Raw genomic sequence first — 14,185 nt, 5'->3', positions numbered from 1 at the left:
CCCGGCCGCCGTCACCCGCAGCCGACGGCGGACCGGCCGGAGAGGGTCACGGAGCGGGTCACGGTGCGGGGAGCGCCTGGGCTCCCCGCTTGGCCAGCAGCTCCTTCATCGTGCGGATCTCGGCGTTCTGGCCGTCCACGATGTGCTGGGCCAGGGCGCGCACCTCGTCGCGGTCCGACAGCCTGAGCAGGCCCTCGGCCATCTCCACGCCGCCCTGGTGATGGCGGATCATGAGCTGGAGGAAGAGGATCTCGGCGTCCCTGCCGGTGGCCTGGCGGAGCCGGTTCATCTCCTCCTCCGAGGCCATGCCGCGCATCCTTCCGTCGGGCAGCAGGGCGGCCGTGGACCCTCCGCCGTGCCCGTGCCCGGACATCCAGGCCATCGCCGGGCGGCTTGAGCTCTGGTCGAGGCCCCACTGCTGCAGCCAGCCCATGAAAATTCCACGCTGGGTGCTCTGCGTCGTGATGATGTCGTACGCCAGGCTGCGCAGCGCCTGGTCGGAGGTCTTGTCCCTGAGGATGAAGGACATCTCCACCGCCTGCGCGTGGTGGACCCCCATGTCCCTGGCGAAGCCGGCCTCCGGGGAGGTGTCCCCGGGCGTCCCCTGCCTGGTGAAGAACAGTACGAGCGCCGCCGCCGCGAGGAGGACGACGACCAGCCCGAGGGCGGGGAGGCGGCGCCGGGCCGGGGGAGCGGTCTCGACCGCGTTGTCCCCTGCGGCGTCGATGTCAGTGCTCACCGCCCACAGGCTACTCGCCACGGCCGTCGCTCTGCCCGAAGCAATACCTTTAGCCACTATTCTCCATACGCAGCGGGGGTGTCAGTGATCAGCGGTTGGAGGAGCGATGACCAAGGAGAAGTCGCAGGCGAGGCGTGAGCACCTCGCCCGCATGCGCGCCGAGCAGAAGCGCAAGGAGCGGCGCGCCGCGCTTCTCATGTGGGGGATAGGCGGCCTCGTGATCGTCGTCCTGGTCGCCCTCGTCGCCGTCTACGTGGTCAACGACCGCTCGGCCAAGTCGCTCAGCGCCGTCAAGACCTTCAACTACAAGGGCTCCGACCACTCCTGGACGAAGGTGTCCTACAAGGAGACCCCGCCCGTCGGTGGCCAGCACAACTTCTACTGGCAGAACTGCGGCATCTACGACAAGCCCATCCACAACGAGCACGGCGTCCACTCGCTGGAGCACGGCGCGGTGTGGATCACCTACCGGCCCGACCTGCCCAAGGCCGAGGTGGACAAGCTGAAGAGCATCGCCTCCGCCGACTACATGCTGCTGAGCCCCTACCCGAGCCTGCCGTCCAAGATCGTTGCCAGCGCCTGGAACCACCAGATCGCGCTGGACTCCGCGGACGACCCCCGCCTGCCGGAGTTCGTCAAGAAGTACAAGCAGAACCCGACGAACACCCCCGAGTACGGTGCCTCCTGCTCGGGCGGCATCGGCACCACCGACGAGAAGCCGCTTCCGCCGCCGCAGGCGGAGACCACGCAGGAGCCGATGCCGAGCGCGGCCCCGTCCTCCTGATCCGGACGTCCCCTGGCCAGGTTCAGGGAACCAGCACGCGGTCCACGGGCACGGCCTCCAGCCCGTGGGCCTCGGCCACCGGGCGGCTCGTGAGGTGGCCCTGGTGGGTGCTCAGACCGAGGGCGAGCGCGGGGTCGGCGGTCAGCGCCTCGCGCCAGCCCAGGTCGGCGATCGCCAGCGCGTACGGCAGCGTGACGTTGGTCAGCGCGTACGTCGAGGTGTGCGGCACCGCCCCCGGCATGTTGGCCACGCAGTAGAACACCGAGCCGTGCACCCGGTAGACCGGGTCGGCGTGGGTGGTCGGCCGCGAGTCCTCGAAACAGCCGCCCTGGTCGATGGAGATGTCCACCAGCACCGACCCCGGCTTCATCCGCGAGACGAGGTCGTTGCTCACCAGGGTCGGCGCCTTGGCGCCCGGCACGAGCACCGCGCCGATCACCAGGTCCGCGTCCACCACCGCCCGCTCGACCTCGTACGCGTTGGACGCCACCGTCTGGCAGCCTCCCCGGAACACGAGGTCGGCGTGGCGTAACCGGTCGACATCGCGGTCGAGCAGCAGCACCTGGGCCCGCAGGCCCACGGCGACCGCGGCGGCGTTCATGCCCGACACCCCCGCGCCGATCACCGCCACCTTGGCCGGGTAGGTGCCGGGGACGCCGCTCATCAGCACTCCGCGCCCGCCGCCCTGGCGCATGAGATGGTAGGCGCCCACCTGCGGCGCCAGCCGTCCGGCGACCTCGGACATGGGCGCGAGCAGCGGCAGCGTGCGGTCGGGTTTCTGCACGGTCTCGTACGCGATGCCGGTCACGCCCGACTCCAGCATGGCCCGGGTGCAGGACTCCGAGGCGGCGAGGTGGAGATAGGTGAACAGCACCTGGCCCTTGCGCATCCGGTGATACTCGTCCGGCACCGGTTCCTTGACCTTCAGGATCAGGTCGCCCTCGGCCCACACCTCGTCCGCCGTGCCGAGGATGACGGCCCCCGCCGCGGCGAAGTCCTCGTCCGGGATCGCGGACCCCAGTCCCGCGTCCTTCTCGACGAGGACCCGATGACCTTTGCGTACGAACTCGTTGACCCCCGCGGGTGTGAGCGCGACCCGGTACTCGTGCGTCTTGATCTCTCGGGGAACTCCCACCTTCATGTTTTCACTGTCGGCTCCCAATGCCTGTGTGGACATCGGGCAACGGGCAACCATTTGGCGGATATTCATGACAAATTGTCAAGAGAAGAGCGTGTTGAGCGTTCCATGGTCGGCCGGTTACCCGCGGTTGGCAGACCTCGGTAGGCTCTGCGAGCGGTGTAAGGGATCGAGGTGGGAATGCACAACGCGCCCGTGCCGGGAGACGAGGAGCCCGGCCCGCGGCCCGGCGGCCTGACATCGGGAGCCGAGACGGCGCCCATGCCGAAGCCGGTCGGCTCCGAGGACCGCGGCGGCGTGCCCGCCGATACGTCCGGTGGGTGGGGCGGCTGGTTCGGCGACATGTCCGGCGCGTCCGGCGCCACGGGAGAGACGGCTGTCCTGCCCGCCGCTGCCGGCGGTGCGGGTGACACGTACGGCGGGCCCGTGAGCGGGCCCGGTGACCCCGGTGATCCCGGTGGACACGGTGATCCCGGTGGACACGGTGATCCCGGCGGACACGGTGATCCCGGCGGACACGGTGACCCGTTGGGCGGGCCAACCGGCGTGCCCGGCGTGTCCGGTGCGCGCGGAGGGCTCGCCGATCCGCTCGCCGATCCGCTCGGTGGCCCGGGTGGTGCACGGGGTGAGCGTGGCGGGCTCGGCGGGTTCGACGACCCGCTCGGTGCGCGCGGTGAGCCGCCGGGCGGGCTTGGTGATCCGCTCGGTGACACGCTCAGTGGCCCGGTTGGCGTGCCGGGTGAGCCCGCCGGACGTGGAGACTCCCTCGGCATGCCGGGCGGATTCGGCGGACCGGATGACCCCCTCGGCATGCCGGGTGAACCTGGTGGACCGGGTGACCCCCTCGGCGTGCCCGGTGGGCCGGGTGACCCGCTCGGGGTTCCCGGCGAACTCGGCGGCGTGCCCGGTGTCGCCGATGCTCCCGCACTGCCCGGTGAGCCGGTGGAGCCCGTCGCGCCCGATGGCGCGCCCCCAGGTGGGGCCGCAGGGCCGGGTGACGCGCCGCCCGCCCCCGCCGGGCCCACGGAGCCGAGGGCGGCCAGGGGGACGACGATCGCCCTCGTCGTGGCCCTCGTGCTGGTGGTCGTCATGTCCGGCGTCCTCGGCGCCGTCGCCGTGGTGATGACCCGCAACCCGGACGCCCCGCCGCTCAAGCAGACGGCCGTACGCACCCTGCTGACGCCCGTGCACTTCGCCCCGGTCACCGGAGTGGGGCAGGCGCCCTGCAGCGGAACGGACGCGATCCCGGACGACAAGGGGACCTCCTGCTACCAGCTCGACCCGGGGGTCACGGTCACGACCGTGCAGAAGATCGAGGAGGTGCCGGAGAACGACGGCACCTACTCGATCAGGCTCGTGCTGTCCCCCTCCAGCCAGGAGCAGATCGCCGCGCTCACCCGCGAGACGGTCAAACAGCAGCTCGCGATGGTGGTGGGGGAGAAGGTGGTGGCCGCCCCGCGGGTGGCCCAGGAGATCACCCAGGACAGCCTCGGCGTCGCGGGCTTCGACAAGGCCCAGGCCGATGCGATCATGGCGCTGCTGACCGGATCCGCCCCGGCGGGCCAGCCGAACCCGGGCGCCTCGCCCGCCGCTACCGGCGCCGGCCAGCCCGGGGGAACGCAGCCGGGCGGCGCTCAGACCGATGGCACGCAGCCGGGCGGTACGGTGCAGGACGGCAGTCAGCCGGGAGGGTCGCAGCCGGGCGGCACCCAGCAGGGTGGGACGCAACCAGGCGGTGGCACCCAGCAGGGTGGGACGCAACCAGGCGGCGCGGGGCAACCGGGAGGCACGCAGTCCACCCCTGAGGGCTTCCAATGATCGCGCATCACGGCCCGGGCGGGCGCTCCCGGACCTGAACCGGCCGGCCGGCGGCCGGGGCGCGCTCGTCCCGGCCGTCCGGTCTGGGCCGTCAGGTCTCGATCGTCGCCCGGAGGTTCCTCGCCGTGGGGCACGACGCCACGTCCACCGTCATGACCGCCACCACGGCCGTGGCGTGGGTGCCCGTGGCCGGCGGGGTGCTGTCCGGTGCGACGTCGGCGGCCGGATGCCTGGGCGCCGCAGGGCGCGGCCTGGCCGCCCAGCGGTCCCTCGCCTCGGGCGGACACCGGCGACGGCCCCGGGCGGGCCGTCGCGAGGGCGGCGGCGGCCGGTGCAAGCCGGGGTCAATCCGGGTGCAAGGAGATCCCGGTAGCGTACGGCGCGTGTCAGCACGATGGTTGCGAGGCGCGGCCGCCACGGCCGCGACCGCCGCGTTTCTGGTCCCCGCCTCCCCGCTCGCCGCCGCCCCGGCTTTCGCGCACACAGCGCACGCCCCTGTGCAAGCCCCTGTTCAGGCCCCTGGGCAGGCTCCCGCCCGGGTATCCGCGCACGGCACGGCCGCACCGGCGGCCGTCGCCAAGAAGCTGTTCGGCGCCTGGCTGCGCGCGGACCGCCACGCGGCATCCCGGGTCGCCACCGCGGGCGCGGTCTCCACGCTCTTCTCCTACCCCTTCCGGGCCCCGGACGAGTTCGCGGGCTGCTCGGGCAACGCCTGCCGGTTCGTCCACACCAGCGTGCGCGTGCCGGGCGGGCTCGACGGGGTCCTGATGGTCGTGTCGGGCGCCAAGGTCACGAAGGTGTACGAGTCCCGCCACCTCGCCAAGCCGTCCGCCGCGGCCAAGTACCTGTTCGACGCCTGGCGCGCGGGCGACCGCAACCGGGGCCTGGAGATCGCCACGACCACGGCGGTCAAGACGCTGTTCCGGGCGAAGTACGACCCGAAGGGTGTGAAGTACTTCTTCCAGGGCTGCAGCTCCGAGCCCAAGGGCTACAGCTGCGCCTACTCCTACGAGGGCGGCGGCATGTTCATGCACGTGCGGGGCTCGAAGAGCCGCGGCTACGAGGTGACCTCCATCGGCTACATCGCCGACTGACCCGAGCCACCAACCCCAGCCGACCAACCCCAGCCGACTGACCGCGGCCGACTGACCCCCGCCGCGCCGAGTACGACGGCGGGGCTCAGCCGGCGACGGGCGAGAGCGCGATGTCATCGGGCCGGATCGGGACACGGGAGAGATCCAGCCCGGTCGCGGCCCTGACCGCCGCGGCCACCGCCGGGGTCGACGACAGCGTGGGCGGCTCGCCCGCACCCCGCAGGCCGTACGGCGCGTGGGGGTCGGGGTTCTCCAGCACCGACAACCGCATGGGCGGCATGTCGAGGATGGTGGGGATCAGGTAGTCGGTGAACGAGGGGTTGAGCACCCGGCCGTCCCTGACCTGGATCTCCTCCATCAGCGCCAGGCCGAGGCCCTGCGCGGAGCCGCCGTGGATCTGTCCTTCCAGGGCCAGCGGATTGAGGATCTTCCCGACGTCCTGCACGGCGGCCAGTTCGACGACCTTGACCAGGCCGAGCTCGACGTCCACGTCGACCACGGCCCGGTGCACGCACAACGCGAGCTGCGTGTGGGAGTCGCCCCGGCCGGTGACGGGGTCCATGGGGAACGTGGGCCGGTGGCGATACTCCCGCGTCTCCTCGACCGGCCCGAACCGCTCAAGCACCTCCTCCAGTGACAGCTCCGGATGCGCCGCCCGCAGCGCGTCGAGGCGTGCCCGCACCGCCTCGCAGGCCGTCTTGACCGCCCCGCCGGTGACGTACGACTGGCGGGAGGCCGAGGAGGACCCGGCCGAGCCGACCGCGGTGTCCGCCGGGGCGACCGTGACCCTGGCGATCCCGAGTTCCGTACGCGCGATCTGGGCCTGGACGGTGACGAGCCCCTGGCCCACCTCGGCGGCGGCGGTGTGCACGAGCACGTGCGGCTCGTCGCCGGCGAGCTCGACCCGCACGCGGGCGGTCGAGTAGTCGTCGAAGCCCTCGGAGAAGCAGATGTTCTTGATGCCGACGCCGTAGCCCACGCCGCGCCGCACGCCCTCGCCGTGCGTCGTCTGCGCGACGCCGCCCGGCAGGAGGCGCAGGTCGGGCTCATCCGCCGGGTCCGGCGGCAGCGGCATCGCGGCCAGCTCACCGAGCATGTCCGCGAGCGGCGCGGGGCTGTCGATCAGCTGACCGGTGGCCAGGCGCGACCCCTGCGACACGGCGTTGCGGACGCGGATCTCGACCGGTGACAGCCCACAGGCCGCCGCGAGCCGGTCCATCTGCGACTCGTACGCGTAGCACGCCTGGACCGCCCCGAACCCGCGCATCGCGCCGCACGGCGGGTTGTTCGTGTAGACGCCGTACGCGTCGATCCAGACGTTGCCCACCTCGTACGGACCGACGCCGAGCGATGCGGCGTTGCCCACCACGGCGGGGGTGGACGAGCAGTAGGCGCCGCCGTCGAGGAGGATCTCCGCCTTGACGTAGACGAGCCGCCCGTCGGCCGTCGCGCCGTGCTCGTAGCGCATCCGCGCCGGATGCCGGTGGACGTGACCGAAGAACGACTCCTCCCTGCCGTACACCATCTTCACCGGGCGGCCCGTCCGCAGCGCCAGCATCGAGGCGTGGACCTGCATCGACAGGTCCTCTCTGGCGCCGAACGCGCCGCCGACCCCGGCGAGCGTGAGCCGCACCTTCTCCTTCGGCAGGCCCAGGCACGGCGCCACCTGGTCCTGGTCGACGTGCAGCCACTGGGTGGCGACGAACAGGTCCACCCCGCCGTCCTCGGCGGGCACGGCCAGGCCCGACTCCGGCCCCAGGAACGCCTGGTCCTGCATGCCGACCTCGTACTCGCCCGCGACGACCACCTCGGCCTCGAAGATCCCGCCCACCCTCACCGGCTGGTGCCGTACGAGGTTGCCCTGATCGCTTCCAGGGTGGACGGCAGGGTGGACGGCGGGACAGGACGGGTCGAAGGCGGCCCGGCGGAGGTCGGTCACCGCCTCGCGCTCCTCGTAGTGCACGACGATCGCGGCGGCGGCACGGCGCGCGGTCTCCGGATGATCGGCGGCCACGATCGCCACGGGCTCGCCCTGGTAGCGGACCTGGTCGACGGCGAGCACCGGCTGGTCGCGGCGATCCAGCCCGTAGAACTTCTCCCCGGGCACGTCCTCGTGGGTCAGCACGGCGAACACGCCGGGCATCGCGAGCGCGGGGCCGACGTCGATCGAGCGGATCCACGCGGACGGGTGCGGGCTGCGCAGCGTGGCGCCCCAGAGCATGCCCTCAAGCCACAGGTCCGAGGAGTACGCGAACTCTCCGGTCACCTTCAGGGTGCCGTCGGGGCGCGGCGCGCTCTCGCCGAGGCCCGAACGCCGCCCCGTCGCGGTCGCCGTCCCCGCCGCCGTCTCAGTCGCCGTCTCAGTCGCCATCCGCCGCTCCACCGTCGTAGTACAGCAACCGGGCGGGGGCGGGGCCTATCGGCGCGGCCATGAAACCCGGGGACGGGCGTAGTCGATGCTTGTAGATACCTCCAAATACGCTGTCTGTCGTGCTATTGCATGATCTGCTCGCCGTCCCGGAACTGCGGCTCACCCTGCTCACGGGCGACGAGCCGCTGGACCGCGAGATCAAGGGCGTGCTCATCACCGACCTGCCCGATCCCCGGCGATACCTGTCGGGCGGCGAACTGGTGCTGACCGGCCTGATGTGGCGCCAGTCGCCCGAGGACTCCGCCCGGTTCGTCGACGCCCTGGCCGAGGCGGGCGTGGCCGCGCTCGGCGCGGGCGACGCGCGGCTCGGCACGGTCCCCTACGACCTGGTGGAGGCGTGCCGGGCACGCGGGCTGCCGCTGCTCGAAGTGCCCGTCGAGGTGTCGTTCGGAGCCGTCACCGAACTCGTCGGCAGGCGCGTCGCCGCCGCCCAGGTGGGCGACCTGCGCGGCGCCCTCGGGCGGCACCGCAGGATCGTCGCGGCGGTGGCCGAAGGGGCCGGGCTCGGCGAGCTGTTCGCCCTGGTGGAGGCCGAGCTCGGTGTCACGGCCGCGGTCGTGTCCGCCTGCGGCGCGGTCGTCGCGGGCGCGCTGCCCGAGGAGCAGGCCGTACGGCTGGCCCGCGACTATCTCGCCGCCGTCCGCCTGCCGGTCGTCGTGGGCCGCGGCGGGCCGTTCACGCTGTTCGCCGTGGACCGATCGCACCGGGCCGCCGGCTGGGCCCTGGTCTGCCGGGGCGAGGTCGACGTGGAGATCGGCTACGAGCTGGCGGCGTGCGTCGCGATGGAGCGGACGCGGGCGGAGGAGGGCCGCCGGGTGGAGCGCCGGCTGGCCGAGCAGCTCATCGCCCTGGCCTGCGCGGGCGGCGACCTCGCGGAGCTGTCGGCCCGGCTGCGGACGTGCGGCATCGACCCGGCCGAGCCGTACGCGGTGGTCGCCGCGACGGCGAGCAGGCACGGGGCGGCGGACGGCCCCGACCGCGCCCTGCTGGGCGGTCAGGTGGTGGAGGAGTTGCTGGACCGCGGGGTGGTGGCCGCCGCGGGCGCCGACGCGTCGGTGGCGCTGGTCCCCCTGCGCGACGACACCCCCTGGGGCGATCGCGAGGCACTCGCGGCGTGGCTGCGCGCCCGTACGGCGGTGCTCGCCGGCGGGCTGCCCTCGATCACGGTGTCGGCCGGGCTGAGCGGCGCGCTGACCGGGCCGCAGGCCATCCGCGGAGGGGTGGAGGAGGCGGGCCACGCCCGGCGGATGGCCGAGGCGCGCGGCGGGGGAGTGGTCACCAGCGACGAGATCTACACCCACGCGCTGCTGCTGGCGACCGTGCCCGGCGACGTGCGGTCCTCGTTCGCCGGACGGCTGCTCGGGCCGTTGTTCGACTACGACCGGCGGCACGGGGCCGAACTGGTGCGCACGCTCGGCGCGTTCCTCGACTGCACGGGATCGTGGAACGCCTGTGCCGAGCGGCTGCACGTGCACGTCAACACGGTGCGCTACCGGATCAGGCGGGTCGAGGAGCTGACAGGCAAGGATCTGTCGTCCATGGCCGACCGCGTCGACCTCTTCCTCGCCCTCCGCGCCGGCTAGTCTCCGGGCCGGACGGGACGAAGATCGCCGGGAGAGAGCAGGTCAAGGCGGGGCGTTCGCTCTGGATTCGGATCCGCCTCTTATGTTTTCCGCGATCACTGATTACGCTGAAAACGACCCGGCCCCGGCCCGAACGGCCGGGCGCCGTAGGCCCGACATCGTCGCGGCCTACGGCGCGATGCCGCGCTATGAGGGCACCACAGAGCTTATGGGGGCACGACAGGCCGTCGCCGTTCTCGCCGCCTCACGGTGGGGGGTGCCTGATCCCGCATGCATCGAGGCAGGCGAGAGCCCGCCTGGTCAGGCCGCCAATGCGGAAATCGTGCGGGCTCGGAACCGGACAGGCCGTTGGAAGGCGGTGCCTCAACAGGCTCGATGGTGGGGGATCAGCAGCAGGGCTCCGCGGACAAGACTGCTACTGACGCGGAGCCGGTTGCGGCCGTAGCATGAGCGGCAGGTGCCAGGCTGAGCGATATGAGAGCAGCCAGGGTGAACAGTGAAAGGCGGCGCATGAGGATCTCCTTCATGGGGGACGACTGTCCGGCCTTCATCTTCTCAAGGGGTGCGTGTGACTAGTCAAGGCATGGTCGGCGAGCGGATCAAGGCCATTCGTCGGCAGCGGGGTCTCTCACAGGCGCAGCTCGCTCATCCTGAATTGTCCGACAGCTACGTTTCGCTGATCGAGAGCGGCAAGCGCACGCCCACCCCCGCGGTCCTGGAGCTTCTCGCCCAGAAACTCGACTGTTCGCTCACCTATCTGGTCAACGGCGTCACCGCCGAGCAGATGGAGGAGATCGAGCTGGGCCTCCGCTTCGCCCAGCTGGCCCTGGAGAACGGCGACCTGACGGAGGCCAGGTCGCGCTACGCGGAGCTGCTCGCCGACAAGAACCTGGCCGGGCTGGCGTCGCTGCGCAGGGACGCCCAGTACGGGTACGCCCTGGCGACGGAGGCCTGCGGGAACTTCCCCGAGGCCATCACCGTGCTCGAGTCCCTCAGCGGCGAGGAGGCGGACGGACAGCCGCTCGAGCGGCGGGTCCAGGTGGCCATCGCGCTGTGCCGGTGCTACCGGGAGCTCGGCGACCTCCAGGCCGCCGTCCGCGTCGGCGAGTCGACGCTCGGGCTGGCCACCTCCCGCCCCCAGTGGACGGACGTCACGGTGGAGCTCGGCTCGACCCTTCTGTTCGTGTACGTCGAGCGCGGCGATCTCCTCCGCGCCCGGCAGTTCGCCGCCGAGCTCCTCGCCGCGGCCGAGCTCCTGGGGACGCCCACGTCCATGGTGGCCGCGTGCTGGAACGCGGCTCTCACCGCCCAGGCGTCCGGCAACGGAGACGAGGCCATGTCCCTGGTCGAGCGCGCCCTCGCGGTGCAGTCGGAGAACGGAGAGCCCCGCAACCTCGCCCGGCTCCGGTCGCAGTTCGCGATGCTTCTCCTCCAGGTACGTCCCGCCGAGGCCCTCATGGCCAAGGAGCTGTCGGAGCGCGCGCTGCGTGAGCTGAAGGAGTCGTCGGCGGGCAAGACGGCGATCGCCCGCTGTGAGCTGAACATCGCCCGTGCGCAGATGGCGCTGGGGCGTCCGGTCGAGGCCGTCGAGCACGCGCGGCAGGCGCAGTCGCTGCTGGCGGACGGCAGCAGCCTTGCTGTGGCCGCGGACGCCTGCCTCGTGCTGGGACAGGCGTACTGGATGCAGCGGCTGGACCAGGAGGCGCTGGCGGAGCTGCAGGCCGCGGCCGAGCGGCTGCGCCGTCTGCCGGTGACCCGCACGATCGCCGAGCGGTGGCAGTCGGTCGCCGAGATGCAGGCGCGGCTGGGCGAGCACGAGCCCAGCATGTCCAGTTACCAGCAGGCCCTCGCCTGCGCCGGGCTCTGACGCCCGCCCCGAGGGCGGGCCTCCTCGGCGGGGCCCGCACCCGGGATGTCCTCGGGTTATCCCCAGTCTCCTGATGCGAGGTATGGACCGGACCCCCGCGTCGGTAGCCTGGGAGGTGCCATGAAGAGACCCTTCCTCGCCGCCTTCGCCGCGCTCGTGGCGGCTCTCCTGCTGTGTGCCGCGCCGACCCTGCCGGCCCAGGCGCACACCTCGCTCAAGAGTAGCGACCCGCAGAAGAACGCCCAGGTCAAGACCTTGCAAAAGGTCACGCTCGAGTTCGCGGACTCCGTTCAGTTCCCAGTCGTGATCGTCCGCGGCGAGGACGGCAAGCGCTATGAGAAAGGCGACCCGGTCGTCGACGGGCCCAAGGTCACCGAGGCGGTGACCGAGCCGGTTCCCCCGGGCCGCTACACGATCGCCTGGCGGGTGGTCTCTCCCGACGGGCATCCGCTCGAAGGGGAGATCCCGTTCACCGTGGTCGGCGACCAGTCGGTGGGGGCGGCGACCTCGGCGGCCGCTCCCGGCGACACGTCTTCCGCGTCCGCCCCGGCGGCCGCCGCGACCGCACCTGCGGCGCAGGCCGACGACGGAGGGCAGAGGGGCGTTCCGGGGTGGATCTGGGCGGTGATCTTCGGGATCGCCGGCGTCGGCATCGGGATGTTCCTGAGCCTGCGGAAGAAGCCGTGAACAGGGCGGTGCGCCTGACCGCCGCGGCGCTCTGCGCGGCCGCCGGCGCACTCGTCATCGCGATGGTGCTCGGCGGCGCCGCGACGCCGCGGATCATCCCCGGCCTGCCCGACGAGGGCACGCTGACCCGCTGGATGCTGCCGCTGTCGAAGCTCGCGATGGACGTCTCCGGCGTCCTGACCGTCGGCTTGCTGGCGGCGGCCGCGGCGTTCCTGCCCAACAACAAGGGACTGCTCGGCAAGCAGGCGCAAAGTTACGTGAAGGGCGCGTCGTGGTCCGCGCTGGCCTGGGCGGTCGCCGCGGCGGTGGCGCTGGTCTTCAGCCTGTCGGAGACCCTCGGCGCGCCGGTGGGGCAGATCCTCGCCGGCAACGAGCTCACCAGCTACGCCAGCCAGGTGCCGCAGGGCATCGCGCTGACCCTGGTCGTGCTGTTCGCCGTCGCCATCGCGCTGTTCGCCCGGGGCGCGATCACGGCGGGCGCCGCCGGGCGGCTGCTGGTCTTCGCGCTCGTGACGCTGCTGCCGCCCGCGCTCACCGGGCACCAGGCCACCTCGCCCAACCACGGGCTGGCCACCACGTCGGTGGCCATGCACCTGCTCTTCCTGGCCCTGTGGGTGGGCGGTCTCGGGGTGGTCTGCGTGCACGCGCTGCGCGGGCAGCCGCTCCTGGACGTCGCCGCCGCGCGCTTCTCCCGGATGGCGCTGTGGTGCTTCGCCGGGGTCGGCGTCTCCGGGCTCGCCGCCGCCGCGTCGCGCCTCACCTCGGTCGGCGAGTTGTTCACCTCGAACTACGGCCTGCTCCTGCTGGCCAAGATCGTCGCGTTCGCCCTGCTCGGGTTCTTCGGCTGGCGCCACCGCGGCCGTACGCTGCCGAGGCTGTCGGCGGGGGAGCCGCACGCCTTCCTCCGCCTCGCCCTCGGCGAGGTCCTGCTGATGGGGGCGACGATCGGCCTGGCCGTCGCGCTGTCGCGGACCGCCCCGCCGCCCGTCGACACGCCGGTCGACCGGGCCTACGAGCTGCTCGGCTACCTGGTCCCGCCGCCGGTGACGCTCGCCAACCTGGTGACGCTGTGGTGGTTCGACCTGTTCTTCGCCGTGCTCGCCGTCGTCATGGCCGGTCTGTACGGCGCGGGCGTCGTGCGGCTGGCCCGCCGGGGCGACCGGTGGCCGCAGGGCCGCACGGTCAGCTGGTACCTCGGCGTCGTCATCCTCGTCCTCAGCACGCAGAGCGGCGTGGCGCGTTACTCGCCCGTGCTGTTCAGCGTGCACATGACCGAGCACATGATCCTGTCGATGCTGGTCCCGATCTTCCTGGTGCTCGGCGCGCCGGTCACGCTGGCGCTGCGCGCGCTCAAGCCCGCCGCCCGCCGGGGCGACAGGGGACCACGCGAGTGGATCACGGTGATCCTGCACAGCAGGGTCCTGAAGTTCGTCAGCCACCCCGCCATCGCGACCGCGATCTTCGTGGTGTCGACGTTCGCCCTGTACTTCACCCCGCTGTTCGCCGCCGCGATGGAGGAGCATCTCGGTCACATCGCGATGACCGTGCACTTCCTGCTGAGCGGCTCGCTGTTCTTCTGGGTGATCATCGGCGTGGATCCGGCGCCGCACAAGCTGCCCCACGTCGGGCGGCTGCTGCTGCTCATGGTGACCATGCCGTTCCACGCGTTCTTCGGGATCGCCCTGATGAGCATGGGCACGGTGCTCGCGTCCGGTTACTACGACCAGCTCGGGCGCACCTGGGGCGTCTCCTCGCTTGCCGACCAGCAGGCCGGCGGCGGAATCGCCTGGGCCTTCGGCGAGATCCCCACGCTGATCGTGCTGCTCGCGCTCGGCTTCCAGTGGTGGCGCGACGACGAACGCGTCGCGCGCCGGGCCGACCGCCGGGCCGACGCGGCGGCGGCCAAGTCCGGTGGCACCGGGGACGCGGAGCTGGACGCCTACAACGACTACCTGGCGAAGCTGAACAGGCGGGACAGGGCCGCCGAGTAGGCCGCCCGCCTCGGCGGGCTGTGCCCGCGGGTGATCGTCCGCCCGCCGAAACC

General features: G+C 72.4%; 10 protein-coding genes. 7 read left to right on the top strand and 3 right to left on the bottom strand.

Features of this window, described 5'->3' with window-relative positions; translation table 11 throughout:
• Nucleotides 1-58: 58 nt before the first annotated feature.
• On the bottom strand, nucleotides 59-739 hold the full coding sequence (locus HHX35_RS02605; RefSeq protein WP_285782824.1) for a DUF305 domain-containing protein: 681 nt from the start codon (nucleotides 737-739) through the stop codon (nucleotides 59-61).
• Between the two features lie 106 nt (nucleotides 740-845).
• Between HHX35_RS02605 and HHX35_RS02600 the strand changes: the two genes are divergently transcribed.
• Nucleotides 846-1,523 (top strand): DUF3105 domain-containing protein, encoded by a 678-nt coding sequence (locus HHX35_RS02600; protein WP_182897390.1) that lies wholly within the window; start codon nucleotides 846-848, stop codon nucleotides 1,521-1,523.
• A 22-nt stretch (nucleotides 1,524-1,545) separates the two neighbouring features.
• Here the strand turns inward: HHX35_RS02600 and ald are convergent, their stop codons facing one another.
• Nucleotides 1,546-2,664, bottom strand: a complete 1,119-nt coding sequence (ald, locus tag HHX35_RS02595; RefSeq protein ID WP_182897389.1) for an alanine dehydrogenase — start codon at nucleotides 2,662-2,664, stop codon at nucleotides 1,546-1,548.
• 177 nt (nucleotides 2,665-2,841) lie between these two features.
• Here ald and HHX35_RS02590 point away from each other — a divergent pair, with 177 nt between their 5' ends.
• Together HHX35_RS02590 and HHX35_RS02585 are read left to right on the top strand one after the other, a co-directional pair.
• Complete coding sequence (locus tag HHX35_RS02590; protein WP_182897388.1) at nucleotides 2,842-4,479, top strand: SecDF P1 head subdomain-containing protein; 1,638 nt, start codon at nucleotides 2,842-2,844, stop codon at nucleotides 4,477-4,479.
• Between the two features lie 383 nt (nucleotides 4,480-4,862).
• Nucleotides 4,863-5,573 carry a hypothetical protein gene (locus HHX35_RS02585; RefSeq protein WP_182897387.1) on the top strand — a complete coding sequence of 237 codons (711 nt, stop codon included), beginning with the start codon at nucleotides 4,863-4,865 and terminating at the stop codon, nucleotides 5,571-5,573.
• 85 nt (nucleotides 5,574-5,658) lie between these two features.
• On the opposite strand, the gene HHX35_RS02580 is transcribed toward HHX35_RS02585, so the two are convergent.
• Nucleotides 5,659-7,944 (bottom strand): molybdopterin cofactor-binding domain-containing protein, encoded by a 2,286-nt coding sequence (locus HHX35_RS02580; RefSeq protein WP_182897386.1) that lies wholly within the window; start codon nucleotides 7,942-7,944, stop codon nucleotides 5,659-5,661.
• A gap of 119 nt (nucleotides 7,945-8,063) precedes the next feature.
• Here HHX35_RS02580 and HHX35_RS02575 point away from each other — a divergent pair, with 119 nt between their 5' ends.
• The 4 genes from HHX35_RS02575 (at nucleotide 8,064) to HHX35_RS02560 (ending at nucleotide 14,132) form a co-directional block, all read left to right on the top strand.
• Complete coding sequence (locus HHX35_RS02575) at nucleotides 8,064-9,587, top strand: PucR family transcriptional regulator (protein ID WP_182897385.1); 1,524 nt, start codon at nucleotides 8,064-8,066, stop codon at nucleotides 9,585-9,587.
• Between the two features lie 568 nt (nucleotides 9,588-10,155).
• Entirely contained in the window at nucleotides 10,156-11,454 is a 1,299-nt protein-coding gene (locus HHX35_RS02570) for a helix-turn-helix domain-containing protein (RefSeq protein WP_182897384.1), read from the top strand.
• 120 nt (nucleotides 11,455-11,574) lie between these two features.
• Nucleotides 11,575-12,141, top strand: a complete 567-nt coding sequence (locus HHX35_RS02565) for a copper resistance CopC family protein (RefSeq protein ID WP_182897383.1) — start codon at nucleotides 11,575-11,577, stop codon at nucleotides 12,139-12,141.
• The gene (locus HHX35_RS02560; RefSeq protein WP_310738858.1) at nucleotides 12,138-14,132 is read left to right on the top strand and encodes a cytochrome c oxidase assembly protein; all 1,995 of its coding nucleotides are present in this window, start codon (nucleotides 12,138-12,140) and stop codon (nucleotides 14,130-14,132) included. Before HHX35_RS02565 ends, HHX35_RS02560 begins: the two co-directional genes overlap by 4 nt.
• Nucleotides 14,133-14,185 lie beyond the last annotated feature (53 nt).

The organism is Microbispora sp. H10830 (genome assembly GCF_014161375.1).
GTDB lineage: Bacteria > Actinomycetota > Actinomycetes > Streptosporangiales > Streptosporangiaceae > Microbispora > Microbispora catharanthi.
This window is presented reverse-complemented; position numbering and strand designations above follow the sequence as displayed.

Excerpts from the sequence above, each read along its gene's own strand:
- HHX35_RS02565 (WP_182897383.1), top strand. The coding sequence starts at position 11,575 with ATGAAGAGACCCTTCCTCGCCGCCTTCGCCGCGCTCGTGGCGGCTCTC.
- HHX35_RS02580 (WP_182897386.1), bottom strand. The coding sequence starts at position 7,944 with ATGGCGACTGAGACGGCGACTGAGACGGCGGCGGGGACGGCGACCGCG.
- ald (WP_182897389.1), bottom strand. The coding sequence starts at position 2,664 with ATGAAGGTGGGAGTTCCCCGAGAGATCAAGACGCACGAGTACCGGGTC.
- HHX35_RS02590 (WP_182897388.1), top strand. The coding sequence starts at position 2,842 with ATGCACAACGCGCCCGTGCCGGGAGACGAGGAGCCCGGCCCGCGGCCC.
- HHX35_RS02600 (WP_182897390.1), top strand. The coding sequence starts at position 846 with ATGACCAAGGAGAAGTCGCAGGCGAGGCGTGAGCACCTCGCCCGCATG.